This is a genomic window from Thermosporothrix sp. COM3, from assembly GCF_059696735.1.
In genome coordinates this window covers 4,472,181-4,496,034 of sequence record NZ_AP019376.1, presented here as the reverse complement: position 1 = coordinate 4,496,034, position 23,854 = coordinate 4,472,181, and the positions used below count along the sequence as shown (strand labels likewise).

General features: G+C 53.8%; 25 protein-coding genes. 14 read left to right on the top strand and 11 right to left on the bottom strand.

Going from position 1 to position 23,854, the window contains the following annotated elements; translation table 11 throughout:
• Window positions 1-10 precede the first annotated feature (10 nt).
• On the top strand, window positions 11-1,057 hold the full coding sequence (locus tag KTH_RS19085; protein ID WP_111319024.1) for an ABC transporter substrate-binding protein: 1,047 nt from the start codon (window positions 11-13) through the stop codon (window positions 1,055-1,057).
• Window positions 1,058-1,076: 19 nt separating this feature from the next.
• Here KTH_RS19085 and KTH_RS19080 read toward each other — a convergent pair whose 3' ends face one another.
• Window positions 1,077-1,736: a thiamine diphosphokinase gene (locus KTH_RS19080; RefSeq protein ID WP_111319022.1), complete on the bottom strand. Its 660-nt coding sequence runs from the start codon at window positions 1,734-1,736 to the stop codon at window positions 1,077-1,079.
• A 105-nt stretch (window positions 1,737-1,841) separates the two neighbouring features.
• Between KTH_RS19080 and KTH_RS19075 the strand changes: the two genes are divergently transcribed.
• The 3 genes from KTH_RS19075 to lipP1 are packed head-to-tail and all read left to right on the top strand — an operon-like array spanning window position 1,842 to window position 4,888.
• Window positions 1,842-3,188, top strand: a complete 1,347-nt coding sequence (locus KTH_RS19075) for an FAD-binding oxidoreductase (protein ID WP_111319020.1) — start codon at window positions 1,842-1,844, stop codon at window positions 3,186-3,188.
• Window positions 3,185-3,922, top strand: coding sequence for an SDR family oxidoreductase (locus KTH_RS19070; protein ID WP_111319567.1), 738 nt, complete (start codon window positions 3,185-3,187; stop codon window positions 3,920-3,922). Before KTH_RS19075 ends, KTH_RS19070 begins: the two co-directional genes overlap by 4 nt.
• A gap of 24 nt (window positions 3,923-3,946) precedes the next feature.
• Window positions 3,947-4,888, top strand: a complete 942-nt coding sequence (gene lipP1, locus KTH_RS19065) for a LipP1 family hormone-sensitive lipase (protein WP_497620515.1) — start codon at window positions 3,947-3,949, stop codon at window positions 4,886-4,888.
• A 63-nt stretch (window positions 4,889-4,951) separates the two neighbouring features.
• Here lipP1 and KTH_RS19060 read toward each other — a convergent pair whose 3' ends face one another.
• The 9 genes from KTH_RS19060 to KTH_RS19020 all read right to left on the bottom strand — a co-directional run bounded on the left by KTH_RS19060 (window position 4,952) and on the right by KTH_RS19020 (window position 12,746).
• Window positions 4,952-5,896 carry a hypothetical protein gene (locus KTH_RS19060; protein WP_497620513.1) on the bottom strand — a complete coding sequence of 315 codons (945 nt, stop codon included), beginning with the start codon at window positions 5,894-5,896 and terminating at the stop codon, window positions 4,952-4,954.
• Between the two features lie 112 nt (window positions 5,897-6,008).
• On the bottom strand, window positions 6,009-6,761 hold the full coding sequence (rlmB, locus tag KTH_RS19055; protein ID WP_111319014.1) for a 23S rRNA (guanosine(2251)-2'-O)-methyltransferase RlmB: 753 nt from the start codon (window positions 6,759-6,761) through the stop codon (window positions 6,009-6,011).
• A 142-nt stretch (window positions 6,762-6,903) separates the two neighbouring features.
• The gene (locus KTH_RS19050; RefSeq protein WP_371859997.1) at window positions 6,904-7,509 is read right to left on the bottom strand and encodes an ATP-dependent Clp protease proteolytic subunit; all 606 of its coding nucleotides are present in this window, start codon (window positions 7,507-7,509) and stop codon (window positions 6,904-6,906) included.
• 132 nt (window positions 7,510-7,641) lie between these two features.
• Complete coding sequence (locus tag KTH_RS19045) at window positions 7,642-8,304, bottom strand: ATP-dependent Clp protease proteolytic subunit (protein WP_111319010.1); 663 nt, start codon at window positions 8,302-8,304, stop codon at window positions 7,642-7,644.
• A 202-nt stretch (window positions 8,305-8,506) separates the two neighbouring features.
• The gene (rnhB, locus tag KTH_RS19040) at window positions 8,507-9,199 is read right to left on the bottom strand and encodes a ribonuclease HII (RefSeq protein ID WP_497620510.1); all 693 of its coding nucleotides are present in this window, start codon (window positions 9,197-9,199) and stop codon (window positions 8,507-8,509) included.
• Complete coding sequence (gene rplS / locus KTH_RS19035; protein WP_111319006.1) at window positions 9,186-9,638, bottom strand: 50S ribosomal protein L19; 453 nt, start codon at window positions 9,636-9,638, stop codon at window positions 9,186-9,188. Before rplS ends, rnhB begins: the two co-directional genes overlap by 14 nt.
• A gap of 107 nt (window positions 9,639-9,745) precedes the next feature.
• Complete coding sequence (gene rpsT / locus KTH_RS19030) at window positions 9,746-10,012, bottom strand: 30S ribosomal protein S20 (protein ID WP_111319005.1); 267 nt, start codon at window positions 10,010-10,012, stop codon at window positions 9,746-9,748.
• 311 nt (window positions 10,013-10,323) lie between these two features.
• Entirely contained in the window at window positions 10,324-12,111 is a 1,788-nt protein-coding gene (locus KTH_RS19025; RefSeq protein WP_497620507.1) for a L,D-transpeptidase, read from the bottom strand.
• A gap of 14 nt (window positions 12,112-12,125) precedes the next feature.
• A complete protein-coding gene (locus KTH_RS19020) occupies window positions 12,126-12,746 on the bottom strand; it encodes a TenA family protein (RefSeq protein WP_497620505.1) in 621 nt (206 codons plus the stop codon).
• A gap of 228 nt (window positions 12,747-12,974) precedes the next feature.
• Here KTH_RS19020 and recG point away from each other — a divergent pair, with 228 nt between their 5' ends.
• On the top strand, window positions 12,975-15,614 hold the full coding sequence (gene recG, locus KTH_RS19015) for an ATP-dependent DNA helicase RecG (protein WP_497620503.1): 2,640 nt from the start codon (window positions 12,975-12,977) through the stop codon (window positions 15,612-15,614).
• A 28-nt stretch (window positions 15,615-15,642) separates the two neighbouring features.
• Here the strand turns inward: recG and KTH_RS19010 are convergent, their stop codons facing one another.
• Window positions 15,643-15,822 carry a hypothetical protein gene (locus KTH_RS19010; RefSeq protein ID WP_111318998.1) on the bottom strand — a complete coding sequence of 60 codons (180 nt, stop codon included), beginning with the start codon at window positions 15,820-15,822 and terminating at the stop codon, window positions 15,643-15,645.
• Between the two features lie 453 nt (window positions 15,823-16,275).
• Between KTH_RS19010 and KTH_RS19005 the strand changes: the two genes are divergently transcribed.
• From KTH_RS19005 to fabD, 9 genes are all read left to right on the top strand, one after another.
• Complete coding sequence (locus tag KTH_RS19005) at window positions 16,276-17,655, top strand: cytochrome P450 (RefSeq protein ID WP_497620501.1); 1,380 nt, start codon at window positions 16,276-16,278, stop codon at window positions 17,653-17,655.
• Window positions 17,656-17,761: 106 nt separating this feature from the next.
• Window positions 17,762-18,337 (top strand): PadR family transcriptional regulator, encoded by a 576-nt coding sequence (locus tag KTH_RS19000; RefSeq protein WP_111318994.1) that lies wholly within the window; start codon window positions 17,762-17,764, stop codon window positions 18,335-18,337.
• Window positions 18,338-18,435: 98 nt separating this feature from the next.
• Entirely contained in the window at window positions 18,436-19,626 is a 1,191-nt protein-coding gene (locus KTH_RS18995) for an MFS transporter (RefSeq protein WP_111318992.1), read from the top strand.
• Window positions 19,627-19,781: 155 nt separating this feature from the next.
• The gene (locus KTH_RS18990; RefSeq protein ID WP_497620499.1) at window positions 19,782-20,144 is read left to right on the top strand and encodes a hypothetical protein; all 363 of its coding nucleotides are present in this window, start codon (window positions 19,782-19,784) and stop codon (window positions 20,142-20,144) included.
• A gap of 217 nt (window positions 20,145-20,361) precedes the next feature.
• The gene (gene coaD, locus KTH_RS18985) at window positions 20,362-20,865 is read left to right on the top strand and encodes a pantetheine-phosphate adenylyltransferase (protein ID WP_111318988.1); all 504 of its coding nucleotides are present in this window, start codon (window positions 20,362-20,364) and stop codon (window positions 20,863-20,865) included.
• A 60-nt stretch (window positions 20,866-20,925) separates the two neighbouring features.
• The gene (locus tag KTH_RS18980; protein ID WP_111318986.1) at window positions 20,926-21,552 is read left to right on the top strand and encodes a hypothetical protein; all 627 of its coding nucleotides are present in this window, start codon (window positions 20,926-20,928) and stop codon (window positions 21,550-21,552) included.
• Window positions 21,553-21,801: 249 nt separating this feature from the next.
• Window positions 21,802-22,326 (top strand): YceD family protein, encoded by a 525-nt coding sequence (locus tag KTH_RS18975; RefSeq protein WP_111318984.1) that lies wholly within the window; start codon window positions 21,802-21,804, stop codon window positions 22,324-22,326.
• Between the two features lie 141 nt (window positions 22,327-22,467).
• Complete coding sequence (gene rpmF, locus KTH_RS18970; protein WP_111318982.1) at window positions 22,468-22,656, top strand: 50S ribosomal protein L32; 189 nt, start codon at window positions 22,468-22,470, stop codon at window positions 22,654-22,656.
• Between the two features lie 71 nt (window positions 22,657-22,727).
• Window positions 22,728-23,744 carry an ACP S-malonyltransferase gene (fabD, locus tag KTH_RS18965; protein WP_497620497.1) on the top strand — a complete coding sequence of 339 codons (1,017 nt, stop codon included), beginning with the start codon at window positions 22,728-22,730 and terminating at the stop codon, window positions 23,742-23,744.
• Window positions 23,745-23,854 lie beyond the last annotated feature (110 nt).

Below are 23,854 nucleotides of genomic sequence, written 5' to 3'. Positions count from 1 at the left end.
CTCTTTTGTTATGAGTAAGCGAATGCGCCTGCTGGCCAGTATTTTGATCCCGGTGCTGTTGATTGCAATCGTGGCCGGGCTCTTTTTCTGGCTGCAACGTGGTAATACACAGGGGGGGCCACAGGAGATGGTCAAGGTGACGCTGGCCCCCGACTGGACACCAAATACCAACTATACCGGCGTGTATGTGGCCCAGAAACAGGGCTGGTATCATGAGCAGGGAATTGATCTACAAATCCTGCCCTATTCGCCAAATACCACGCCAGATACGCTTGTAGTCAACAATAAGGCTGATATCGGGATCAGCTCAATGGAGGGTGTGGTTGCCGATGCCGCAGCCGGTCAGCCGGTCACTTCAATTGCCGCTATTTTCCAGCATAATACGTCTGAACTGGTTGCACTGGCTGACTCCGGGATCAAGCGCCCTCGTGACCTTGATGGGAAAATATATGGCGGTTTTGGCGCTCCCTATGAAGAGGCTGTGGTGCGTGAGATTATCAAGAAGGATGGCGGGAAGGGCGACTTTAAGAACGTAATCGTGAATACCAATGTCATGGATGCTCTGAAGCAGAAGAAGATCGATTTCGCCTGGATCTTTGAGGGGGTCGACGGAGTCCGAGCTGATCGCGAGGGACTGAAGCTGATCCGCTTCCCGATCAAAGATCACGGTATTCCCGACTACTACACGCCGACCTTTATTACCAGCCCCAGGCAGATGAAGGAGAAGCCCGACGTGCTGCGTAAGTTCATGGCAGCAACGGCGAAGGGGTATGAGTATGCTCGTGAACATCCTGAAGATGCTGCGAAGATGCTTATTGAACTGGGTGGCAAGGATGCGTTCCCCGATCCTGATTTTGTGATTGCCAGCCAGAAATATCAGAGTCAGTACTATGCTGACCCCGGGCAGCCGTGGGGCTGGCAGGAGCCGAAAGTCTGGTTAGGCTATCCGCGCTTTATGCTTCAGGCTGGCGCCGTGATGGATGCCTCCGGCAAGCCGGTCAAGCGACTGGAAATCAATACCCTCTATACCAATGACTTCTTGCCTCCGAAGAAATAGGGAGAAACCCGGGAGCAATTTATGCTTCCGGGTTTTCCTGTAATTCCGCCTGCCTGGTGTGAATTGCCAGCAGAATGCCTGCCTCCAGCGTCACGGTCGCCTGTGTCGCTGTCAGCACATTGCTGATACCGCGGGGTTTGCCAAAGGTGAGCGTTTCGCCTTTCAGCGGGTAGTAGAGATTCTGTGTGCGCACGCCTTCCGCGCTCATGGTCAGCGGAAAGAGCGAGAACAGGTCTCCCGGTTCCCCTTCAATATGGAGCTCGCCCGGCCCACGAACAACGGTGCAGAGCGAGGGACCATCAGCAAGCCTGAGGTCGATACTCGCGAAATCTGGATCGGCAATGAGTAATATGTTGCCAACGGTATGCTCGAAGCGCGCTCCACCCAGTCCGCCAAGAAGGGTGATGCGGGTTGCCCCATGCGTGCGTGCAGTCATTAGCGCAAGTTCAGTATCGGTCTCGTCTTTTTCGGCTGCGACCCGGATGAGTTCGGGCGCATGTGCTTGCAGCGAAGGAGGAAGAGAATCAAAATCGCCTACAATAATATCGGGAGGATAGCCTTGCTGGATCGCGGTCACTGCCCCTTTATCGGCGGCAATAATCAGGTCTGCGCTGGCGAGAGCTTCGTTGCAGGCACTTCCGGGGCGAAACGTTCCACCCGCAAACACAACGACATGCATCTTTCTTTCAATACCTTTCGGGCTAGAATAGTAGCTCTATTTTCTCACAAATTGGTACAATGGGATATCTTCTCAATTGAGACAGTAGAGATGGACAAGAATAAGATGGCTGCAAACAATCATCCTCAATCGTGGGGGCGTTTTCCGCAGGTCAGGCCCGAACGGGTGGTTCCAGTGTACTGGCGCGATGAGATCCCGGATCTGGCGATGTTTGAGCGTCCGGTGCTGCCCTACGCATATGGTCGAAGTTACGGCGATAGCTGCCTGAACGAGGATGGCATTACCCTTGATGTCAGTAACCTGCGCCACTTTCTCTCCTTTGATGAGGAGCAAGGGCTGCTCTGCTGTGAGGCGGGAGTCACGCTGGCTGAGGTACTGGATGTCATCGTGCCTCGGGGCTGGTTTTTGCCGGTAACGCCCGGAACGAAATATGTCTCGATTGGCGGGGCGATTGCTAATGACGTACACGGCAAGAACCATCATAAGGCTGGCACCTTCGGCTGTCATGTCACACGTTTTGAGCTGCTGCGCTCCGATGGACAGCGCCTGATTTGTTCGCCAACCGAGAACAGCGAGTTCTTTCGTGCGACCATTGGCGGGCTTGGGCTGACCGGCGTCATTCTCTGGGCCGAGTTTCGGCTGAAGCGGATCCACAGCCCCCTGATCGTGATGGATCGTATCCGCTTCTCCTCGCTGGATGAGTATCGCGAACTGGCGACTGCTTCCGATCGCGACTTTGAGTATACGGTCTCCTGGGTTGTGTGTCTGGGAAGCAAGAATGAGGTTGGACGTGGCTTCTTTATGCGGGGCAACCATGATACCTCTACCCGACGCGTCGTTCAGCGACGGCGGTCGCGGCTCCCTCTGACAGTCCCGTTTGATTTCCCGTCGTTCACGCTGAATCGCCTGAGCATCCATGCCTTTAACCGGCTCTACTATCATGCGCAGTCCGTGAAGCATGTACGGAAGACGGTGCATTACGACTCGTTTTTCTATCCGCTGGATGCTATTCATCACTGGAATCGGATGTATGGGAAGCGCGGCTTTTTCCAGTATCAATTTGTGGTGCCCTTTGAGGGGGGCTACGAGGTGATGCAGGCGATCATGAACTGCATCAGCCGCTCGGGTGAGGGCTCGTTTCTGACAGTGCTCAAGTCTTTCGGGGATGTGGAATCTCCCGGTATGCTCTCGTTTCCGCGCCCCGGGCTGACGTTGGCCCTGGATTTTGCCAATCATGGCACAAAAACCTTGCGACTGCTTGATCGACTTGATGCGATGGTTCGAGAGGCTGGTGGCTGTATTTACCCGGCGAAGGATGCCCGCATGCGAGCCGATGATTTTCAGCGTGCCTATCCGCAGTGGAAGACGTTTGAGCAGTATATTGATCCAAAGTTTTCTTCGAGCTTCTGGCGTCGTGTGACGCGGGAGAATGGATGGGAAAAGAAGATATGACAAAACTGGTCATTGTAGGGGCAACCTCCGCGATTGCACAGGAGACCGCGAAATGCTTTGCCAGAGATGGCGCTGAACTATTTCTGGTCGCACGGAACAGAGAGCGGCTTGAGATCCTGGCCGCCGATTTACGGATTCGAGGTGCACAGCGGGTCGAGCTCTTTGAGCTGGATGTGCTGGATTTTGAGCGCCATCAAGAGATGCTGGATACCGCTATTGAGACTCTGAAAGGGTTTGATATGCTGTTGATTGCCCACGGGACACTGGGTAATCAGCGGGCATGTGAGGCCAGTGTTGAGGAGACGTTTGAGGAACTCAAGCGCAACGCGCTCAGCGTTATTTCTTTGCTTACAATCAGCTCCAATTATTTTGAGCGGCGCCGCAAGGGCGTAATTGCGGTCATTTCCTCTGTAGCAGGTGATCGGGGCCGCAGGAGTAACTATGTCTATGGCACGGCAAAGGGAGCTGTCAGCCTCTTTTTGCAGGGGCTGCGCGGTCGGCTGGCAAAGGCCGGAGTTGCGGTAGTGACGATCAAGCCCGGCTTTGTGGATACGCCTATGACCGCTCATATGCGCAAAGGGCTGCTTTTCGCGAAGCCGTCGACTGTGGGTGAAGATGTGTATCGGGCGATGAAAAAGCGCAAAGAGGTTGTCTATACTCCCTGGTTCTGGCGCTATATCATGCTGATTGTTCGCGCTATCCCTGAGCGCCTTTTTAAATATCTCTCATTCTAACATGTCAGAAAGGATTCTCGGGCAATGACACTTGATCCACAGGTTGCGACCTTTCTTCAGGCTCTGCCAGATAAAACAAGTGGTGGACCTGAACCCACCCTGGAAGAGATACGCCTGGCGGCAGTGCAATCCGCACTTCAGACAGCGGGTGAGCCTTTTCCGGTTCACGGGGTGGAGGACCGAGTGATTCCCGGCCCTGGTGGTCCGTTGCCTGTTCGGATCTACACCCCGGCTGATGAGGAGGGACTGCCGGCCTTGATCTATTTACATGGTGGAGGTTGGGTGATCGGCAGCCTTGAGACGCACGATCAGGTTTGCCGTTCGCTGGCGAATCTGGCACATTGTGTGGTGATCGCGGTTGATTATCGGCTGGCCCCGGAACACCCCTTTCCGGCAGCCCTGGAAGATTGTTATGCTGCAGCGGTCTGGGTAGTTGAGCATGCCGAGACGCTCCATATCGACTCGAAACGGCTGGCAATCGGTGGAGATAGTGCGGGGGGCAATCTGGCGGCGGCAGTCACGCTGATGGCTCGCGAAATGGGAGCGCCCCACTTTGTCTTTCAGGTGCTGATCTATCCCGTGACCGATCACCCGGAAAGTGGCTCTGCCTCTTATCGCGAGTTCGAGGTTGGTTATTCCCTGACGAAGCATGATATGCTCTGGTACTGTGAACAGTATCTGCCCGATCCCTCCCAGTGGCAGAATCCCTATGTTGCGCCTCTGCATGCTCCTGACCTCAGCGGACTTCCTCCCGCGCTGGTGTTAACCGCTGGTTATGATCCTGTGCGAGACGATGGGAAACGTTATGCCGACCGCTTACAGGAGGCCGGAGTTCCCGTTCAGTATCGCTGTTATGAGGGCATGATTCATAGCTTCTTCCGTATGTTTACAGTGTTTGATAAGACGATGGAGGCTCATCGAGAGGTTGCCGAAGCCTTGAAAGCAGTGTTTGAGCGGGAGGCTTAGAAAGCGAAATCGGGTATCCTCAAGATGAAGAGCGATACCCGATGTTCTTTGCTGGAACAGGGGCTATTGTTTGGAAAACACGATATAGAGAATAGCGCCAACGATGACCAGTACAACGCCAATGCCACCAAAAACATAGATCAGAATGCTGATGGGGCTGGTGCCACCTGAAGAAGAGGTCGTTGATGTCGGAGTTGGAGTGACGGCTGCTGTCGGGGATGCCTCCGGGGTGGGAGTCACTTCCTCCTCTGTCGCGGTTGGGGAGGGCTCGGCTGTTGCGGTTGGAGATGCCTCTGCAATCGTAAGCTGTGCGGTTGCTTTCATGTGCTCACTCGGGTTGCCGGGAGCGTAGGCCAGCACGCTATAGGTTCCGGGCGCTGTCGTCGATGGAATGGAGAAGGTCACGCTGAACGCTCCATTTCGATCGTTGGATGATTGCGCGGTCTGAGTGAGAATAGGGGAACCACCGCTATTGAGAATGCTGATATTGACTCCCTGGCTGGGAACCCAGTTCGCGCCGGTGACTGTGACCTGATCGCCTGGTTTGATATTGGGCTGGGAAAGTGTGATACTGACATCCTGAGCCACCGTATAGGCGTTTGATGAGAGCGTGCCTGTAGTTCCCACAATTGCACAGATATAGTATGGCGTGGTGGGGGTTGCCGCGTTAGCGGGCCAGGTTGCATTGACGAGAAATGCGCCCCCCTGTATGGGGGCCGTCGATGGCGAGAAGGGGGTCATACCGGGTGCAGTGCCCGGATTGCATTGACCGGGGTCAGCATTAGTGGTCACAAAGAGCAGGACCTGGGGTTGATTGTCAAAGCCGGTGCCTGCAATTGTGACGGGTGTGCCAACGTGCCCGATGGCGGCACCCTCAACCATTGGCGCAGTAATCTGGACCTGGCCCGCTGCATGCGCCGGGGTTGGCTGAAGTGGGGCCAGGAGAGAGAGTCCAACCAGACAACCAAAGAAAAGCAGCAAGAAGCGCTTATGAAATAGCTTTATCACGTTCTATAACTCCTGAGCAAATAGCCTCGATCATTATGATATGACGTAGGGAGCCAAAATCATGTAACAGATCCTTGACCTTTTCACCGGGTGCGCGAGGTAGCAGGGCTGCTTATCGGCCCTGCTCGTTTCCTGTTCGCTGCCTGAGCGCTTCATAGAGCGCGATGCTTCCCGCGACTGCCGCATTGAGCGAGTTAATGTAGCCGTACATGGGTAGCTTGATGAGCAGGTCACAGTGCTCGCGTACGAGGCGACTGATGCCCTTCCCCTCATTGCCGACGACAATTGCCAGCGGGCCGGTCAGGTTAGCCTGAGTATAAACTGTTTGTGCCTCTCCTGCCAATCCCACAACCCAGACATTTTGCTTTTTCAGATAGTCAATCGTCCGAGTGATATTCGTCTCTTTGGCGATCAGAATATGTTCCGTGGCTCCGGCTGAGGTTTTGACTACGGTCGCATTGACCTCGGCGGCGCGATGCTCAGGAATCACGACACCGTGTACGCCGGCGGCCTCGGCTGTGCGCAGAAGAGAGCCCAGGTTATTGACGTCCTGAATCGCGTCAAGGATCAGGATAAAGGGGGCTTCGTTTTTGATGGAGGCGTGCTCAAGGATATCGTCAACGTGGGCGTACTGCCGCTCTTCTACCTGTGCGACGCAGCCCTGATGAACCGCGCCCTTGCTGATATGATCGAGCCGTGAGCGTGGCACAACCTCAACGGGCAGGCGCTTTTTCTCCGCGACCTGTTTAATCAGGGAGATAACGCCTCCCTCCTTCAAACCTTCTGCCAGCAAGATGCGCTTGATGACCCTGCCAGAATTCAGGGTTTCGAGAACGGGGTTGCGACCCCAGATATATTCTGCCATTATGCTCCTCTACAACCATTTTTTTGCTATCAACAATGCTATCCCGGCTGTCAAGTAGCAAAAAGGGGGAGTGAAAGGGGCATCTAAGGAGACAGAGAAACGAGCAGGGAGGTAACCCGACTCGTTTCCCTGAATGATCTGCTTATTTCTCCTCATCCTCTTTGGAGGAAGGAACGAGGATCTCGTCCACAAGACCATAGTCTACGGCCTGTTGCGCGGTCATATAGTTATCGCGGTCCGAATCCGCTGCGATTCGCTCCAGGGTCTGTCCGGTATGATGGGCCAGAATCTGATAGAGGCGATCGCGGGTGCGAATGATCTCGCGGGCCTCGATCTCGATATCGCTGGCCTGACCCTCGATGCCGCCAGAAACGAGCGGCTGGTGAATCAGGACAGTGGAGTTCGGGAGGCAGTAGCGTTTCTTCGGTGCTCCTGCTGCCAGTAGCACGGCACCCATACTCATCGCCATACCCACACAGAACGTCGAGACATCGGCCTCAAGGAACTGCATGGTGTCATAGATCGCCAGACCGGCGGTTACGCTTCCTCCTGGTGAGTTGATGTAGATGCTGACGTCACGGGTGGCATCCTCGCTCTGTAGGTAGAGCAGAACCTGAATGGTCTGGTAGGCGACGATATCGTCAATGGGCTTGCCGATCATGACGATGCGGTCTTTGAGCAACAGATCATCGATCGTCATAGACACATCATACGACTCACCACCATAGTATTCGTTGGTGATGCGCATAACGTCCTCAACAAACGACGGCCTGTAGATCGGGTTGTTGGCGCTGCTCTTCTCGATGATCTCTAGAGCCTCTTTCCGCCATTTGGGATCATTTGGATTAAAAACGGTGCCCATGCTTTCTCCTTCTCACGTTTACGCTTGCGTCTCTTCCCGCTTGATGATCTCGTCGGCCAGACCGTAAGCAACAGCCTGTTCTGCGGTGAGGTAGTTCACGCGGTCGGCTGTCTGAGCCACCTCATCATAGGTTTTACCGCTATGCTTGGCGAGAATCTCGTAGAATGAGCGGCGCTGACGTACCAGTTCGGTCGCCTGAATCTCGATATCGCGCGCCTGACCCTTTACCGCGCTCAGCGGCTGGTGAAGAATCACGCTTGCGTTGGGCAGCATGTAACGCTTTCCTTTGGTTCCTGCGGCTAGCAGCGCCGCCGCTGCACCACGTGCGACGCCGACGCCGACGGTCGTGATATCGGACTTGAGGTACTGCATGGTGTCATAGACCCCCAGTCCATAGTACAGGTGCCCCTCAAGTGACCCATGACAGTTAATATACATAGCAATATCACGGGTGGCATCTTCGCTATCAAGGTAGAGCAACATGCCGATGAGCATATTGGCTATTTCGTCATTGATGACTGGAGGCACAAAGATGATTCGCTCTTTGAGCAACAGTGAGGGGATCTCGCGTACGCGCACCGGCTCTCTGCGACCATAAGGGCGGTGTCCTTCGATTGTGGGGAACGGTGTTCCGGGAAGCGCAATTCGCTGCCTGACCTCCTGGCGGTTTCCGTCATCCATGCTGTATGCTCCTTTGTATTTCTATTTGCATTGACTGTGATTATACATCTACCATATGCCACGGAAAATGTATCGTCAACTGAAAACTTCACCCTGCAAAAAAAAGTGTTGTTTTATGATATCGTAACCACATGAATTTATCAATGCGAGCCTGGAACAGGAGAAGATGCGCCGCTTTCCCGGCCAGGGGGACAAGCTGGAATCACTCAAAATCGGCAAAGAGCCCATAGAGCATCTCGCGAATCGGAGAGAACGTTTTGCGATGGTGAGGCGTTGCACCATATTGCTTGATGGCCGCGATATGGGCTTCGGTGCCGTAGCCCTTGTGACGGTCAAAGCCGTACTCCGGGTATTCCTGGTGGAGCTCTCGCATCAGGCGATCGCGGGTGACTTTCGCAATAATGGAGGCCGAAGCTATAGAGAGGCTGCGTGCGTCCCCTTTAATGAGCGAGCGCTGTGGGAGCGTAAGATTGGGGAGGGTTAACGCATCAAGGAGTAATGCCTGTGGTGCGGGAGAGAGCTGATCCAGTGCGACCCGCATTGCTCGCTTGGTTGCCTGGAGAATGTTGTAGCGCTCGATCAGTTCAACGGAACCAATGCCAACACCCACGGCCAGCGCCTCTTGCATGATGCGATCGTAGAGGCTTTCGCGTGTGGCTTCGCTGAGTTGTTTGGAGTCATTCACACCCCTCAGGAGCTCGCTGAGGGTCTCGGCTCCTTTCTCCAGAGGTAGCATAACAGCGGCGGCTACCACCGGGCCCGCGAGGCATCCTCTTCCAGCCTCGTCAAGCCCGGCGATAAAGCAATAGCCCTGCTCGAACAGGGCCATTTCTTCTGCTAATGATGCTGTGATCGCTCCAGTAGAGCGAGTTGTGCTCGATTTAGGCGTTTTCACTTTGGGCTTCGGTGCGTGCTTCCTGTTTCGCGGCCTTCTGAGCAGCCTGTGCGGCAGTCATCGGGCGAACTTCTTTCAGGCGTGCAGCCTTACCAGTGAGGCCACGCAGATAGTACAGTTGCTTGCGGCGTACACGCGCATGGCGCAGTACTTCGATCTTCTCGATACGAGGCGAGTTGATCAGGAACGTTCTCTCAACACCAACACCATTGGTGATACGACGAACGGTGAAGTTGCGGTTGACGCCGCCACCACGAATGCGCATCACAACACCCTCGAAAGGCTGAAGACGCTCGCGGTTCCCTTCAACAACTTTGACCTGCAGGCGAACTGTATCGCCAGATTTAATTTCTGGTATGTCTTTGCGTAACTGAGCACTTTCAACAGCGGCCAATAGCGCCCGCCCTGCTGGCTTCGTTACGACCTTGTTATCAGCCATCCCTTAAAACCTCCTGTGCGCTCTTTGCTTTTCGCAGACACGCATAACTCCCGCTGCTTCCCGGAGGGGCAGCGGAATCCACGATTGCAGTGCATTGGGCGCAGGTATTACCTTGCGTTGAGTTGCTTCATCAAGCGAGATTTGCGGCGTGCTGCGTTGTTCTTGTGCAGTACACCTTTCTTTGCAGCTTTGTCCAGTGCGCTGATCGCTTCACGAACAGCAGCCTCTGCGGCAGCCGCGTCCAGATCAGGCGTTGCAATTGCCTGACGCGCTTTGGTGATCTCGGTCCTGACAGTTGATTTCACGCTGCGATTGTGTGCGCGGCGCTTCTCTTCCTGGCGCATGCGCTTTTCGGCAGCTTTATTGTTTGGCATGTGAAGATTTCCTCCCCGAATATCTGCCTCGACACCGGCTTTAACGAACGGACAATGGTACTCCTTGACGAACTACGGGGGCTTCGATCAGTATAAGCGGCATCACCGCAAGGATTCTGGGATGCGCTTATCTGTTGGTGTACTTCTTGCCCTGACTTTTTGCTTCTGTTCTTTTAGATAGTATAGGGATTATCGCAACAATAAAAATCCCGGTCTGTTATTGCCGGACTGGGTGAGTGCGCGTAGATTATAGCAGAAGTCCTTTTCACCTGTCAAACGACGCGTACTCGTGGTTACGAACTGACGCGTTTCTAATAAATGAGCAGTGGTGTCCCGTAGGCTGTATGCTGATAGAGCCAGCCCGCGTCCGCTTCTGCCAGGTTAATGCAGCCATGACTGCCATTGCTCGCAAACTCACCCCCTGCGTCGGCATGCGGAAAATTGGTCCCCGGCCCATACTCGGTACGCCACCAGCTATCGTGAATAAAGTAACCTCCCTCACGAAATCCCAGTGCGTATGTGATTCGGGTGTCGGGATACCAAAAGGCAGAACCCGGAGGCTCGGGAGACGTGAAGCGTGTCGGGGATTGGCGCAGAAAGATCGGCCAGTACCCGGGTGGCGTTGGACGCTCATATTGCCCTGTGGTGACGCGGAAGGCCCGAAGCAGCTTCCCCTCCTGATAAACGCGCATTGTTTGTTCGAGTAGCGAGACCACAATCACCTGTCCCTGCTCCTGATGATAGAAGCGGATCAGGTGGAGATCGGTGCTATGGACCTGATTCCAGGGCTCTTTGCTGCTGGCGTTGTTCTGCATCGCATGAAAGTGTTCCCGGGCATTTTTCAGCAGATCAATGATAACCTGATAGTCATCCGCGTTCTTTGCCCGCTGGACGCTGGCTCTCAACTCGGCAAGTAACCCATGTGTATCGTTGTACTCATATCCATAGCTGTAGGTAGTATTGTCAAATGCATTTTGATACCGGTGGGTCTGACCCCAACGCTGGACCTCGTCGCGCAGGATGTTCAGCCGATAGGTAGCCTCCCCACGGAGCAGCGGAAGACGGAGCGCGGCGCTATCCTGCTCAATTTGCTGTGCGACCTGCTGATATTCGGCGGGTGAGGAGGCCCGCTTGAAAGCCTCTCTGTTCGCTTCCAGCCGCTTTCGATAGACGCTGATATCGACATGGTAGCTTTGCAGCCGTTCCAGATCCTCGGCAAGCTGCTGAAGCTTCACCTGCCCGATAGCCTGGATGTGTTGCGCGGTAAGCTCATTGCCCAGGCGAACATGGTTCTGAAGCTGCTGCAACAGACGAGTGAAATCGCTGGCGGTTTGGGCACTTAGCAGGTTGGCTTTGTCGCTCTGTTCGTAAGTCTTGAGCGTATCGACTTTCACACCAACCTGTGCAAGCAAGGTAATGGTGGTCTGGAGACGGTTGAGCTGGTCATGAACAGGACCGAGTAGCTGTAGTGCCTGCATCGTATCGTGCATGCTGGCACTGACCTGTACAAAATCGCCGGGAAGCCGGGCCTGTTCTAGTTGCAGGCGATATTGAGAGAGCACCTCTTTGAAGCGCTCAGTTTCCAGAAAACCCTGTGCCTCGCGTTGGTTGAGCAGACTACTGAGCGCCTGTAGGTCGCGGTTCGCCTGGTAGCTCAGTCGTTGTGGGGCCTGTTCCTCGATACCGTGGAGTTGGATTAGCAGGAGTTGGTAGCTCTGCTGTAGATTGGTATAATAGGTTGTTACAGCCTGTGTATTTGTAAAGAAGGCGAGCGGCGCATGGGTGTTGTCCAGAACCCGCTGGCGGCGGAGTATTGGCTGAAGGTAGGCGTCGGGAATCCCGATACTACGGGCATACCGGAGCTCCTGCGCGAGTGCTTTGCTGCTCTGTTCGGCCTGTTGTTGGGCCAGCGGATCGCCGGGAAAGGCACTGAGCAGCACCATACAGAGAAAGAGAAGTCCTATCAGGAGGCAGAGACCTCGCAGTACATGCCTGTTTGGGCGACGCTTGTGTTCTGGTTGCGGATACCTGCTCAGAGTGCGCAGGTACCGAGCAGGATGTGCGGTCTGGATGGTGGCGGTTTTTACTGCGCGAACCATGACTCCTCGCAGCTTCAAGAGACGCCTGCGCCCGACCAGGCCATATCCCAGAAAGCCTTTTCCATCTGGGCTACATCGAGGAAAGCCTGCTCTGCTTCCTGAACATAGCCTCCGCGTTCCAGCGAGACTGAGGCAAGGCCATCAAGTACGCCGACGAATGTTTCAAAGCTCGGTGAGGTCCAGCGTTCGACAAATTCACGGAACTGTGGTCCTCCCGGAAGGGCGCTTTTCCAGGCGTCCAGGTAGGCACGTTCCACGGCCCAGATAATGGTGAGAATGACGGGTGGAGGTGCCTGAACATACTGTTTAAAGAGCGCTCCATATTGCTGTGTGACCGGATGTTCTGGACCATACACATTCAAATGACGCTCTTTTGCCAGGCCCTCGAACCATGTTAGCTCTGCTTCCAGTGAGGCAAGACAACGTATGATCGCTGCATGCGCAGGACGTGGCGCACGGGTGAGAAAAGAGGCCAGGAATTTCATTTCATAGCCGACAAAGTGATAATCCTGAACAAGCCATGCATTGAAGGCCTGGTCGTTCAGGGTTCCATTCCGCACTGCGTCAAGGAATGGATGATGTGTTGCGGTTTCCCAGCCATCTTTGAATTTCTCTATGAAAGATTCAACTCTCATTGTGGGATGCCCTTTCTTTCTTATCCAGGTGAGCAGAGTTTCCGTTTTATACAATAAACGATAGATAATTATAAGTGCAAGGGATTGTTTCTGGCGTAACAGGGTAGTTGGCCTTGTTATGTATTTCACGTTGTTGTCAGGAGGAGAATAGACAAATGTCACATTGACTTTTGTCTCGCTCTCCTTCTATTATTGGGGAGTGAATCCCTGAGCAGTTAGAAGATTTGTATGGAAAAACAGTCAAAGCAACATGTTTTATCTCCATATATAGAGCGCGCTCGTAAGGTGCTGCAACTGGAACAGCGCACACAGTATCGGGATAAGGCCATTCTGGGTGGTGGGCTTGAAGCGTTTGCCTCTCACTGGACCTCGGAGGCTGTTCAGACCTGTAGTGCTGCTGGTATAGATCCCGCTCCTGTGCGCCGTTTTGCCCAGTTGCTTCAGGGGTATCATCAGCGTGACCCGGAGCAACGTGCATCAAGTTTGCGGGCGGTGCTGGCCCTATTACATGAACTGGACTCCGGTCCAAAGCCAGTCGCTACACCCGTGAAGAAAGAAGCGGAGCCGATTGCTGCGCCCGTAAAGAAAGAGGCAAAACCGAAGGAAGCCAGACCGGAGCCGGTTATCCGCAAGATGCAGGAGCCCCCACCGTTGCCACAGAACCAGATCCAACTGGAAGCGGGCATGTCTCAAGGGCATACTGCTTTAACGCTGTTGAGTGCCGATGTGAGCGCTATTCCCGGCGTGGGGCCGACGGTGAAGAAGCGCCTGAATCACCTGAATATTCGTACGGTGCGGGATCTTCTCTTTTATTTCCCGCGTGAGCATCGTGATTATAGTAGACTGACTCCTATCAACAAAATTCCGTTTGATGAGCTGACAACAACAAAGGGCCTGATCTGGGAGGTGAGCACAAAGCGCACCAGCGGAGGCCGAACACGCACTATTGCCGAAATTTCCGACGAACATGGCAAACTCTATGCAAACTGGTTTAATCAGCCTTATCTGGAAAAGCAACTACAAAAGGCGAAGGGAAGCTATATTGTTGTTACCGGTATCAAGCAGCGTCTCGGGAACAAAGTCTACTTTAATGTCCGGAGTCATGAACTCCCGGAACAGAACGAGCTGCTCAACACCGGGCGGCTGGTTCCGGTCTATAGCCTGACCGAAGGCCTGCATGCGAAGGCCTTGCGACGTTTTACTGATTATGTGGTCAAGCGCTATGCCGGGATGCTTCCTGAACATCTTCCCCCTTCGGTGTTGCAGGCAGCGAACCTGCTGACGCTCTCGCAGGCAGTGGCGCAATATCACTATCCCGAAAATGAGGGCATGCGTCAGGCGGCCTATCGACGGCTGGCCTTTGACGAGCTCTTTTTGATTCAGCTTGGCATGCAGGAACGGCGCTCGCGCTGGCAATTCGAGGCTCCACAGGGGAACGCTTTCTCTATTGAACTGGATAAGATCTTTCTTGATTCCTCTGAGTTGCCGAAGATCAAGAGTCCTGAGCGTCAGGAAGCTGTACCTACGCTTGGCTCAACACTCTGGTCGGTCTTTACCACCGATAAGCCGCTTGAGGCAACCCTACCTTTCCGCTTTACTGAGGCACAGAGGCGGGTGATTTGCGAGATTTTCGCGGATATGGCGAAGAGTCAGCCGATGTGTCGCTTGCTTCAAGGTGATGTGGGTGCCGGTAAAACGGCAGTGGCTGCTGCCGCGCTGTTGATGGCGGCGTTCAACGGGTGCCAGGGCGCAATTATGGCACCAACGGAAATTCTGGCGGAACAGCATGCGCGCAGTATCACGAAGATGCTGGAACCGTTCGGCATTCGGACGGTGTTGCTGACGGGAAGCCTGCGCCAACGTGAGCGCAATCAGTATCGTGAGATGCTGGCGAGTGGAGAGGCCGCGGTGGCGATTGGTACTCACGCGCTGATTCAGGACGATATCACCTTTCATAAGCTTGGTCTGGTCATTGTTGACGAGCAGCATCGTTTTGGTGTGGAACAGCGCGATCTCTTGCGACGTAAGGGGTACCATCCGCATATGCTGGTGATGACCGCGACGCCAATCCCGCGCACGCTGGCTCTGACCCTCTATGGCGATCTGGACGTTTCGGTGATCGATCAGCTTCCGCCCGGTCGGCAGAAGATTATCACGCGCTGGCGTACCGGCGCACGGCGCAAGGAAGCCTATCAATTGATCGAGAAGCAGGTGGAGGAGGGCAGACAGGCGTTTATCATCTGTCCGCTGGTTGAGGAGTCGGAGGCGCTACAGGAGGTGAAAGCGGCAACAGCCGAGTATGAGCGCCTCCAGCGGGAGGTCTTCCCGCATCTGCGCCTCGGGCTGTTGCATGGAGCGATGAAGCCCGCCGAAAAAGATGAGATCATGCATCGTTTTCGAAACCATGAGCTTGATGTGCTGGTCGCAACCTCGGTGATTGAAGTTGGTATCGATATCCCGAACGCGACTGTTATCGTGATCGAAGATGCCGACCGTTTTGGTCTGTCTCAGTTGCACCAGTTTCGAGGCCGGGTCGGACGCGGGCAACATCAGTCGTATTGTTATGTGCTGAGCGCTGAGGCCAGTATCAATGCACAGGAGCGCCTGGGCGTCTTTGAGCAGATCGATGATGGCTTTAAGCTGGCTGAAGAAGATCTCCGTTTGCGTGGCCCCGGTGACTTTGTCGGCGTGCGTCAGAGTGGTATGCCCGAGATGAAGGTTGCTGATCTCAGCGATACCGCGCTGATCTCATTGACGCGCGATGTAGCTGCTAAACTCTGGCAAAGCGATCCCTACTTACGCAAACCAGAGCATGCACCACTGCGCGAACGCATGCACCTCTTCTGGCGCGATTTTATGGCTCACTAGCAAAACAATCAGGCAGGGGAACTGTTTCTCACGCTTCCTCTGCCTCGCTCAGAGGCATGTTGAGCGTCTCCAGCCGATAGGTCGTACCACAGAGTCGGTTCAAGCCTGCCAGCGCTCGCTCAGCATCCTCTCGCTGAACCGGCTGTCCCAGAACCATCATCCAGATGAGCAAAGTGCTGATACCGCTATATCTGGATACTTCAGTCATAGAGACCTGATGCTTTTTCAATACGTGTTTAAATGTGAGCTTTATCATCTGCCTTTTCACCCTTCAACAGTTCTTCAAAACCATGACACTATAGCAGTAAGCAAGGGACGGGTTCTCCGGACCGAGAAAGTGTGATCGTGGTTGCGTGAGCTACCACAGTTTCGTGCTTCCTCGAAATAACTTGATTTTTCAATGCGCTTTTGAGACACTAAACGCAAATCTCCCTCTCTTTTGTGGATGTCCGACGCGATAAAAGTTACCCAAAAGGTGGAGCAGGATCGAAAGATATCGAACGTTTTGCTTGTAATGCTCTCCATTTTCTGTCGTCTCTTTTGTGCATGAAACCGGAAGGAGCAGGTTGGAGGAAAAGATCCATCTTTTTCTCGATGCATTCCCAAGTGTGCTGCTGCTATAGTGTGAAGTGTTCCAGATAACAACGTGATGCATGATGAAATGGGAGAACACACAATGGTTGCACTCTCTACGCAGGAAAAGGAGATTCCTTTTCTCAAGCAAGAGAATCCCCTGATGGGGAGCCTGCTTGAGCATAATAGAGACCGTTTGAACTTCTATATGCGGCTGTGGCAGGAACATGGGAATGTGGTCGGGTTTCACTTTGGGCCCTTCCCGGGTGTGGCGTTTTTTGCGCCTGAACAGGTACGCAGTATTCTGGTAGAGCATGGCTATGATTTTGATAAAGGAGTGGCAATACATACCATCTTTCGGGCAGTCGTTGGCGATGGGATCTTTAGCAGCGAAGGGGAGTTTCATCGACGACAGCGCAAGATTATGGCACCTCCGTTTCAGCCACGGCATATTGTCAGCTATGCTGATACGATGGTGCGATATAGCGAGCAGATTCAACGGCAGTGGCAGGATGGGGAGAAAATCCTGATCAACCATGCGATGACCGATCTCACCATGAGCATTATTGGGAAGGTGCTCTTTGATGCGGATGTTTTGAAGGAGACCGATGAGTTGGGAAACGCCTTTACCATGATGTTTTCGTATGTCGGGAAGGAGCTAACTCGCCTGATTCATCTACCGCTTGGCTGGCCTCTTCCCGGCCATGCGCAGGTTCGTACTGCTGCCCGACTGCTCCAGGATCGTCTACGCCAGATGATCCGGGAACGGCGCATGCGGCCACTGGATGAGCGCAATGACGTGCTCTCACTCTTGCTGCGTGCCCGCTATGATGATGGGAGCGCGATGGATGAGGATCAGATCATTGCGGAGGCGCTAACGCTTTTTGGGGCAGGACATGAAACGACTGCCGTGGCGCTTACCTGGGCCTGGTACCTGCTGACGCAAAATCCCGAGCGCTATCGGAAGATGCGTCAGGAGGTCGACACTGTTTTGCAGGGCCGTTCGCCGACCTATGACGCTCTTGCCCAACTTCCCTACACGGTTCAGGTCTTCAAAGAGGCGTTGCGTCTGTATCCACCAGCCTATGCGTTTACTCGCACCGCGCTGAAAGATGTTTTGATTGATGGGTACCGCGTACGCAAGAATACGGTTGCGCTGATGGCTCCATGGGTGATGCATCGCAATCCTGAACATTTTCCTGATCCCGAACGCTTTGAGCCCGAACGTTTTGGGCCAGAACGTGAAAAGCTGATCCCGCGCTATGCGTTTCTGCCGTTTGGAGCCGGACCGCGTATCTGTCTTGGGAACCATTTTGCTATGATGGAGGGACCGCTGTTACTGGCGACGCTGGCACAGCGCGTGTCGTTTGAGTTTGTGTCGGGACAACAGGTTATTCCCAATCCTTCCAATACGCTGACGCTGCGTCCGCGTGATAACGTGAGCATGATTGTACGGCGTCGTGTCTGACAGGAGCGCAGAAAAGGCGAAGCGCAGGGCGATAAGCGTGCCTTGACGCCTCGCCTTTTTCAACGATATAATAGGTCAGATTTGACTGAGTAGGGCGGCTGTAACCATGTATAAACAAGTGATGCTTCTTGGCCTGCTGTTGGAAAAGCCAATGTATGGACAGCAGATCAGAGAGGTCATTGAAAACCATCACGAGATGCTGGCAAACTTTATCAAGAAGCCAACCATCTATTATCAACTGGAGCGTCTGGCGCATGATGGCTACCTGGAGATTCGCCGAGAGTCAGTGGAGGCTCCAGGGCCCGGTGCTGCCCACGATGATGTTGCGCTGCGCGAGCGTGACGTCTACTATATTACGGAAAAAGGACGTCAGTATTTCTATAGCCTCTTACGAGATACGATCAGCCGCTATACTCCCGGATTGGAAGATATCGACGCCTGTTTGTTCTTCCTGCGCTATCTTTCGCCCGAGGAAGCCAGGGCTCTGCTGGAAAAGCGTTATCAACTTGTCAACAGTTTCCGCCTCTCGGTCGTGAAGCAAATGGAAGGACTCTCTTCTCCAGATCCCGCTCACTTGCTGGTAAATGATCATAAGCTGACATTGCTGGATGCGGAGCTGAACTGGCTGCGCCGAGCAATCGATCATCTCTGTTCTTCTCAACGGAAGCAAGTCGAAGCGTAACTCTTTTTCCAGAGACGAAAGCATAGAAAGGGACAGAAGGTTTGCTCTTTTTTATGAGTTAAGTCAAATCTGACTTAATAAAAGGACGAGGTTAGAGTATGGAAAAGCAGAAACGCACGGCTATCTCCTTGATGGCCTTAACCGTGCTGATAGACTTCACAGGCTTTGGACTGATTATCCCGTTACTTCCTTTTTGGGCGGAACATTTTGGCGCGAATGCTTTCATGGTTGGCATGCTTTCAAGCCTGTATGCGCTGGCTCAGTTCCTGTTTACCCCGCTGTTGGGAAGCCTTTCTGACCGGTACGGGCGTAAACCGATCATTCTGCTCTCGTTGGTGATCGAGGCGTTGTCGTTTGCTCTGACGGCCCTGGCAGGGTCGCTTCCGGTGTTGTTGCTTGCTCGCTTTATCGGAGGTCTGGGCGCTTCAAATATTGGTTCTGCGCAGGCTGTGGTCGCGGATGTCACTGCGCCGAAGGAGCGAGCAAGGGGCATGGGAATCATCGGGGCCTCTATTGGTCTTGGCTTTGTGGTTGGTCCTGCGCTTGGCGGAGTGCTGGCACAGCAGAATCAGACACTGCCATTCTGGATCGCTGCCGGGGTTGCCTTGCTCAATATGGTGCTGGTGCTATTCCTGTTGCCTGAGACGCGTAAGCGTAGCAGCGTGAAGGAGGAAGCACAGCAGCGAGGGATCAATGTGCTGTTTTCTGGCTGGCGTACCGCGGTGCATTACCCGCTGATCCTGTCGGTTGTCCTTGTCAATCTGTTGTATACCGTAGCTTTTACCGGCATGGAGTCAGTCTTTGCCCTCTTTACGCAGCATGAGTTTGGATGGGGGGCATCACAGAACGCTTATGTGTTTACGTATATAGGCGTCATTGTGGTGATCATGCAAGGTGGGCTGGTAGGGCAGCTGGTGCGGCGCTGGCGTGAGAACGTTGTAATGATCGGCGGTATGGTATGCCTGGCGCTCGGGCTGCTCGTACTGGCGTTCAGTCATCAGCTTGCACTCTTGCTTATCGCGCTTGGTATTCTGAGTATTGGAGATGGAGCGGTTTCGCCACTGGTTTCCACCCTGCTTTCGTTTGCCACGCCTTCAGATGTGCAGGGCGAGACCCAGGGCTTCGCGCAGGGGATCGCGGGCCTGGGGCGTGTGCTTGGGCCGCTGGTTGCAGGCGGGCTCTATGCACTGGGGGGGCCGGCGATCCCGTTTGTTGTTGGTGGGCTGCTTTCGTTGCTGGCTGTATTGACTGCTTCCCCATCGCTTGCAAAGATTCAGCGTCCGGCCTGACAAGCCGGAGAATATGAAGTGGTGAGCTGCGATTTGCAGTGTTTCCACTTTTACGGTATCTTTTAACGTAAGGGAATGACGCTGCATTGGCAGCGTAGTGTGCGGGTCGTTGCTGGTCTGCACGCTTTTTTACCTTTAAAGGAGAGTGAGTTTTTATGCGTATTGCAATCTGGGTTGTGCGTGTTTGCTTTATCCTGGCTCTTATCATGGGAGTTCTCTTCTGGACCGGGAATTACACCTATATGCCACGGGCCGTAGATACACATAGATTACTGGGCCTGATCGTCACCATTGCGCTCTGGGTGATCGCCGGTATTTTGATGACCTCCAAACCCGGAAACCGGGGAATCGCAATCGGAGCCTTTGTCTGGGGTATAGTCCTGTTGATTGTGGGCTTCACGCAGGATTCTTTTGTTATCGGCCCGGGCAATGTGGTGACGAAGATTGTGCATGCCCTGCTTGGTATCGGCGCGATTGGTTTGAGTGAGATGATGAACGCTCGCCATAAACGCGACTAAGCGGCGGGTGCTGCAAGGCGAGGAGACAGTCCACAGGCTGTGTCCTTGCTTTTTTTATAGGCATCTGGAATCGGGGTAAAAGGAGCAGTGAACGCACTGGCTCATATCTCCCTCCTATTGCCGAAAGTCTCGCGTTATGGTTTAATGGAAACAGCATTCCTCTTAACGAGAAAGCGTCCGAGGGGTGCTAAAAAGAACAAATGAGGGGGAACCGGGCATGAATACTCCAGCGCAATCGGAACGGATTGCAGTCTATCCTGGGAGCTTTGACCCGGCAACAAACGGGCATCTGGATATTGCGCGTCGCGCGGCAAAACTATTTGATACCGTCATCATTGCGGTCTATGCGTTTCCCGCGAAGAATCTGTTGTTCTCGGTTGAGGAGCGAGTTGCGCTCTGGCAGGAGATACTGAGAGCAGAGGGGCTACACAATGTGCGGGTTGACTCCTTTTCGACACTGCTTGTTGAGTATGTGCGCTCGGTGGATGGTATCGCCATTATCAAGGGCCTGCGTTCTCCCAATGATTTTGATGCAGAATTTCGACAGGGTTTGATGAATCGCAAACTGGCACCAGAGATTGAGACCGTTTGCTTGTTTACAAACTTACAGCATCTTGTTGCAAGTTCTTCCTTACTCAAAGAAGTCGCACGCCTGGGCGGCGATGTCTCAGACATGCTCCCCCCTGTAGTTGTTCGGGCGCTTCAGCAGAAATATGGATGATAAAGGATTTCTGACTGTGCGCGGGCCTGGGGAGTTTCTCAGTGGGGAAGGAGGAAAAGAATGGATATATTATATCTCATTGACCGCCTGGAAAACCTCATTGCCAGTAGCAGGCGCGTCCCTCTAACGAATCAGGTGATTCTGAAAGAGGGTGACATCCTCAACATAATCGATCAGATGAGAACCTCGATCCCTGAGGAAGTGAAGCAGGCTCGCCGCATTATTCAAGAGAAAGAGCGTATTCTTGCCCAGGCGCAAGCTGATGCCTCCGCGCTTCTTGCACGCGCTCAGGAAGAGACTAACCGGGCCATTGACCGTGAGGGATTGCTGGTCATTGCGGAAGAGCGCTCACAGGAGATGATCCAGAGCGCAAATCTGCGTTCTCAGGATATCATCCGGCGGGCAGAGGAGCATGCCGAACAGCTTAAGGCTGATGCGGATGGATACGCGCTGGAAACGTTGCGCAACCTGCGTGAGCATCTGCTACATGTGGAGACCGAGGTCAGTCGCACGATTTTGAGCATTGAGCGCGGAATTGACAGTTTACAAGATCAACCAACAACGATTCTTGAAGAAGAGGTTGTTGAAGAGGAAGAGAACACGTTGCCTGAGCCTTCCGACCTTCCGACACCCCGGCGCTCGTCTCTGGCAGCGGATACTATAGGCGGGCCGAATGTTTTTTCGTAAAGGGCTGATTCAGTTGTGAATTTTGCGCTGTGCTTTCTGCCCTTGTGCTTGTGGTGCTACTTGCTATGGGCGTGAGCCGCTATCCTTGTCTATGCTGGTCCTGTGAGGGCTTGACACCCTCAAACGGCTTGTCTATAATGAGCAAGCGCCAGCTAAGAACGTAGGAAACTACATACCTGCGCCATAGCTATTTATAGTGATACATGTGTTCTCCCCACCGGGAGTTTGATCTATGGAAGGGGATTTCCTATGCTTTTTAATGTGGCGCAACTCATGAAGTCTCAGGTTGGGGCTTCATTCAAAGCAGATCTTCACGAAGACGAGATTCAATTCGATGAAGTTTCCAGGGTCGTCGGCCCACTTAATGGACATGTCCGCATGCGTCGTATCAATCAGGGGGTCCTGGTCGACGGATGGGTTGATGTAACCCTCGAATTGTCCTGCACACGCTGTCTGAGGGAATTTCAGCAGCCGATGCATGTCGTCTACGAAGCGCGGTACTATCCGACCGTTGATATTCTCACTGGCATGCCTGTGCATGCCGAGGATGTGGAAGACGCCTTCCCGATTGATGACCACCATCATCTCGATTTGACGGAGCCGGTTCGACAACAGATCCTGCTTGACATTCCGATGGTGACGCTCTGTAAAGAGGAGTGTAAGGGACTCTGCTCACAGTGCGGTAAGGATCTGAATGAAGGTCCCTGTTCCTGTGAGCCTGAGGTGGATACACGCTTCAGTGCGTTAAAGGCGTTGCTCCAGCAAGAAGGCTAATACAGCGGGTCGTCCAGCGGGTAGCGCCCCCACCCGATGGGGACGTTGCCTGTGGCGGCCTTCGCTTGGTATAGTGTTGTATGATTCAAAAATAGACAAGACCCAGGTTCTTATAACCGGTGGAAGAGGAGAGTACTAACCATGGGAGCGCTACCAAAGCAGCGTGTTTCTCGTTCACGTCAGGGTGAGCGGCGAGCTCATCATCATCTGAAGTTGCCGCAGCTGGCGGCTTGCCCGCAGTGCAAGAAGCCTCGGCTGTCACACCATGCTTGCCCTCATTGCGGTACCTATCGTGGACGTCAGGTCTTTATCCCGAAAAATCAGAAATAAATTTAGAAGGCGGCAGTGTAGCTTCTCACAAGCGATACACAGGCCGCTTTTCTACTGAAGAGTGAAGCAACATGTCGACACGAGTCGCTTTTCTTTTTCCCGGGCAAGGTAGCCAGACCGTAGGCATGGGGGCAGACATTTATGAGGCGTCGCCCGCTGCTCGCCGTGTCTTTGAGGCCGCTGATACAGCTTTTGGCTTTCCCCTGAGCTCTCTCTGTTTTCAGGGGCCAGAGGATACCTTGCGCTCAACAATCAATGCTCAGCCCGCTATTGTAACCGTCAGCCTGGCCTTCCTGGCCGCCCTTCAAGAAGCCCTTTCTCCTGACGATTCTTCCTGGATTTCTCCGCTTACTCCTGCCTTTCTGGCCGGTCACAGTGTGGGGGAGTGGACCGCGCTGACTGCGGCTTCGGTCCTGTCCCTGGAAGAAACGATCAAGGGGGTGCGTGAACGTGGGCGCCTGATGGAGCAGGAGGGAACAAGCTGCCCCGGTGGAATGGCTGCCATTATCGCGATGGAGCCGGACGTTGTTGAGCAGGTGTGCCAGGAGGCAACCGAACGAGCTCTGGCCGAGATCTCCGAGCCGGTGCATCTCGGACAGGGTAAGGTCATTGCCGCGAACTATAATGCGCCCGGACAGATTGTGATTTCCGGTGAGAAGCGAGCACTGGAGCTGGCGTGTGAGCTGGCAAAGGCCCGCGGAGCCAAACGCGTGATCCCGCTGGCGGTGAGTGGCGCGTTCCATTCTCCAGTCATGCGGCCCGCTGCTGATGCCCTGGATTCGGTGTTGTCCGAACTACAGATTAAAGATGCGGTTATTCCGATCATCAGCAATATTTCAGCAACTCCTTTGACAGATGCCCATGCCCTGCGTGAAGAACTTGCGAAGCAGGTGGCAAGCTCTGTGCAATGGACAAAGACCGTAGAATATCTGGTCTCTGCTGGTGTTACCACCTTTATTGAGATTGGCCCGGGCAATGCGCTTGCTGGTATGGTAAAGCGTATCGCCAAAGGGGTAACGATGCTGAATGTGAGCAAAGCGTCCGACGTCGCAAAGGTGGCTGCTGCTCTACGTGAAGCAGGCATCTAACAGCTATTCTGATAGGTGAAATAAGCCATCCTGGCGCTTTCTACTTGACAGCGCGGAAAAAAGCACCTATCTTTGCAATGGAAAGCGAAGATGCTGTTGTTTCGGTCGCG

Excerpts from the sequence above, each read along its gene's own strand:
- KTH_RS19085 (WP_111319024.1), top strand. The coding sequence starts at position 11 with ATGAGTAAGCGAATGCGCCTGCTGGCCAGTATTTTGATCCCGGTGCTG.
- KTH_RS19080 (WP_111319022.1), bottom strand. The coding sequence starts at position 1,736 with ATGCATGTCGTTGTGTTTGCGGGTGGAACGTTTCGCCCCGGAAGTGCC.
- KTH_RS19075 (WP_111319020.1), top strand. The coding sequence starts at position 1,842 with ATGGCTGCAAACAATCATCCTCAATCGTGGGGGCGTTTTCCGCAGGTC.
- KTH_RS19070 (WP_111319567.1), top strand. The coding sequence starts at position 3,185 with ATGACAAAACTGGTCATTGTAGGGGCAACCTCCGCGATTGCACAGGAG.
- lipP1 (WP_497620515.1), top strand. The coding sequence starts at position 3,947 with ATGACACTTGATCCACAGGTTGCGACCTTTCTTCAGGCTCTGCCAGAT.
- rlmB (WP_111319014.1), bottom strand. The coding sequence starts at position 6,761 with ATGGCAGAATATATCTGGGGTCGCAACCCCGTTCTCGAAACCCTGAAT.
- KTH_RS19050 (WP_371859997.1), bottom strand. The coding sequence starts at position 7,509 with ATGCGCATCACCAACGAATACTATGGTGGTGAGTCGTATGATGTGTCT.
- KTH_RS19045 (WP_111319010.1), bottom strand. The coding sequence starts at position 8,304 with ATGGATGACGGAAACCGCCAGGAGGTCAGGCAGCGAATTGCGCTTCCC.
- rplS (WP_111319006.1), bottom strand. The coding sequence starts at position 9,638 with ATGGCTGATAACAAGGTCGTAACGAAGCCAGCAGGGCGGGCGCTATTG.
- rpsT (WP_111319005.1), bottom strand. The coding sequence starts at position 10,012 with ATGCCAAACAATAAAGCTGCCGAAAAGCGCATGCGCCAGGAAGAGAAG.
- KTH_RS19025 (WP_497620507.1), bottom strand. The coding sequence starts at position 12,111 with ATGGTTCGCGCAGTAAAAACCGCCACCATCCAGACCGCACATCCTGCT.
- KTH_RS19020 (WP_497620505.1), bottom strand. The coding sequence starts at position 12,746 with ATGAGAGTTGAATCTTTCATAGAGAAATTCAAAGATGGCTGGGAAACC.
- recG (WP_497620503.1), top strand. The coding sequence starts at position 12,975 with ATGGAAAAACAGTCAAAGCAACATGTTTTATCTCCATATATAGAGCGC.
- KTH_RS19010 (WP_111318998.1), bottom strand. The coding sequence starts at position 15,822 with ATGACTGAAGTATCCAGATATAGCGGTATCAGCACTTTGCTCATCTGG.
- KTH_RS19005 (WP_497620501.1), top strand. The coding sequence starts at position 16,276 with ATGGGAGAACACACAATGGTTGCACTCTCTACGCAGGAAAAGGAGATT.
- KTH_RS19000 (WP_111318994.1), top strand. The coding sequence starts at position 17,762 with ATGTATAAACAAGTGATGCTTCTTGGCCTGCTGTTGGAAAAGCCAATG.
- KTH_RS18995 (WP_111318992.1), top strand. The coding sequence starts at position 18,436 with ATGGAAAAGCAGAAACGCACGGCTATCTCCTTGATGGCCTTAACCGTG.
- KTH_RS18990 (WP_497620499.1), top strand. The coding sequence starts at position 19,782 with ATGCGTATTGCAATCTGGGTTGTGCGTGTTTGCTTTATCCTGGCTCTT.
- coaD (WP_111318988.1), top strand. The coding sequence starts at position 20,362 with ATGAATACTCCAGCGCAATCGGAACGGATTGCAGTCTATCCTGGGAGC.
- KTH_RS18980 (WP_111318986.1), top strand. The coding sequence starts at position 20,926 with ATGGATATATTATATCTCATTGACCGCCTGGAAAACCTCATTGCCAGT.
- KTH_RS18975 (WP_111318984.1), top strand. The coding sequence starts at position 21,802 with ATGCTTTTTAATGTGGCGCAACTCATGAAGTCTCAGGTTGGGGCTTCA.
- rpmF (WP_111318982.1), top strand. The coding sequence starts at position 22,468 with ATGGGAGCGCTACCAAAGCAGCGTGTTTCTCGTTCACGTCAGGGTGAG.
- fabD (WP_497620497.1), top strand. The coding sequence starts at position 22,728 with ATGTCGACACGAGTCGCTTTTCTTTTTCCCGGGCAAGGTAGCCAGACC.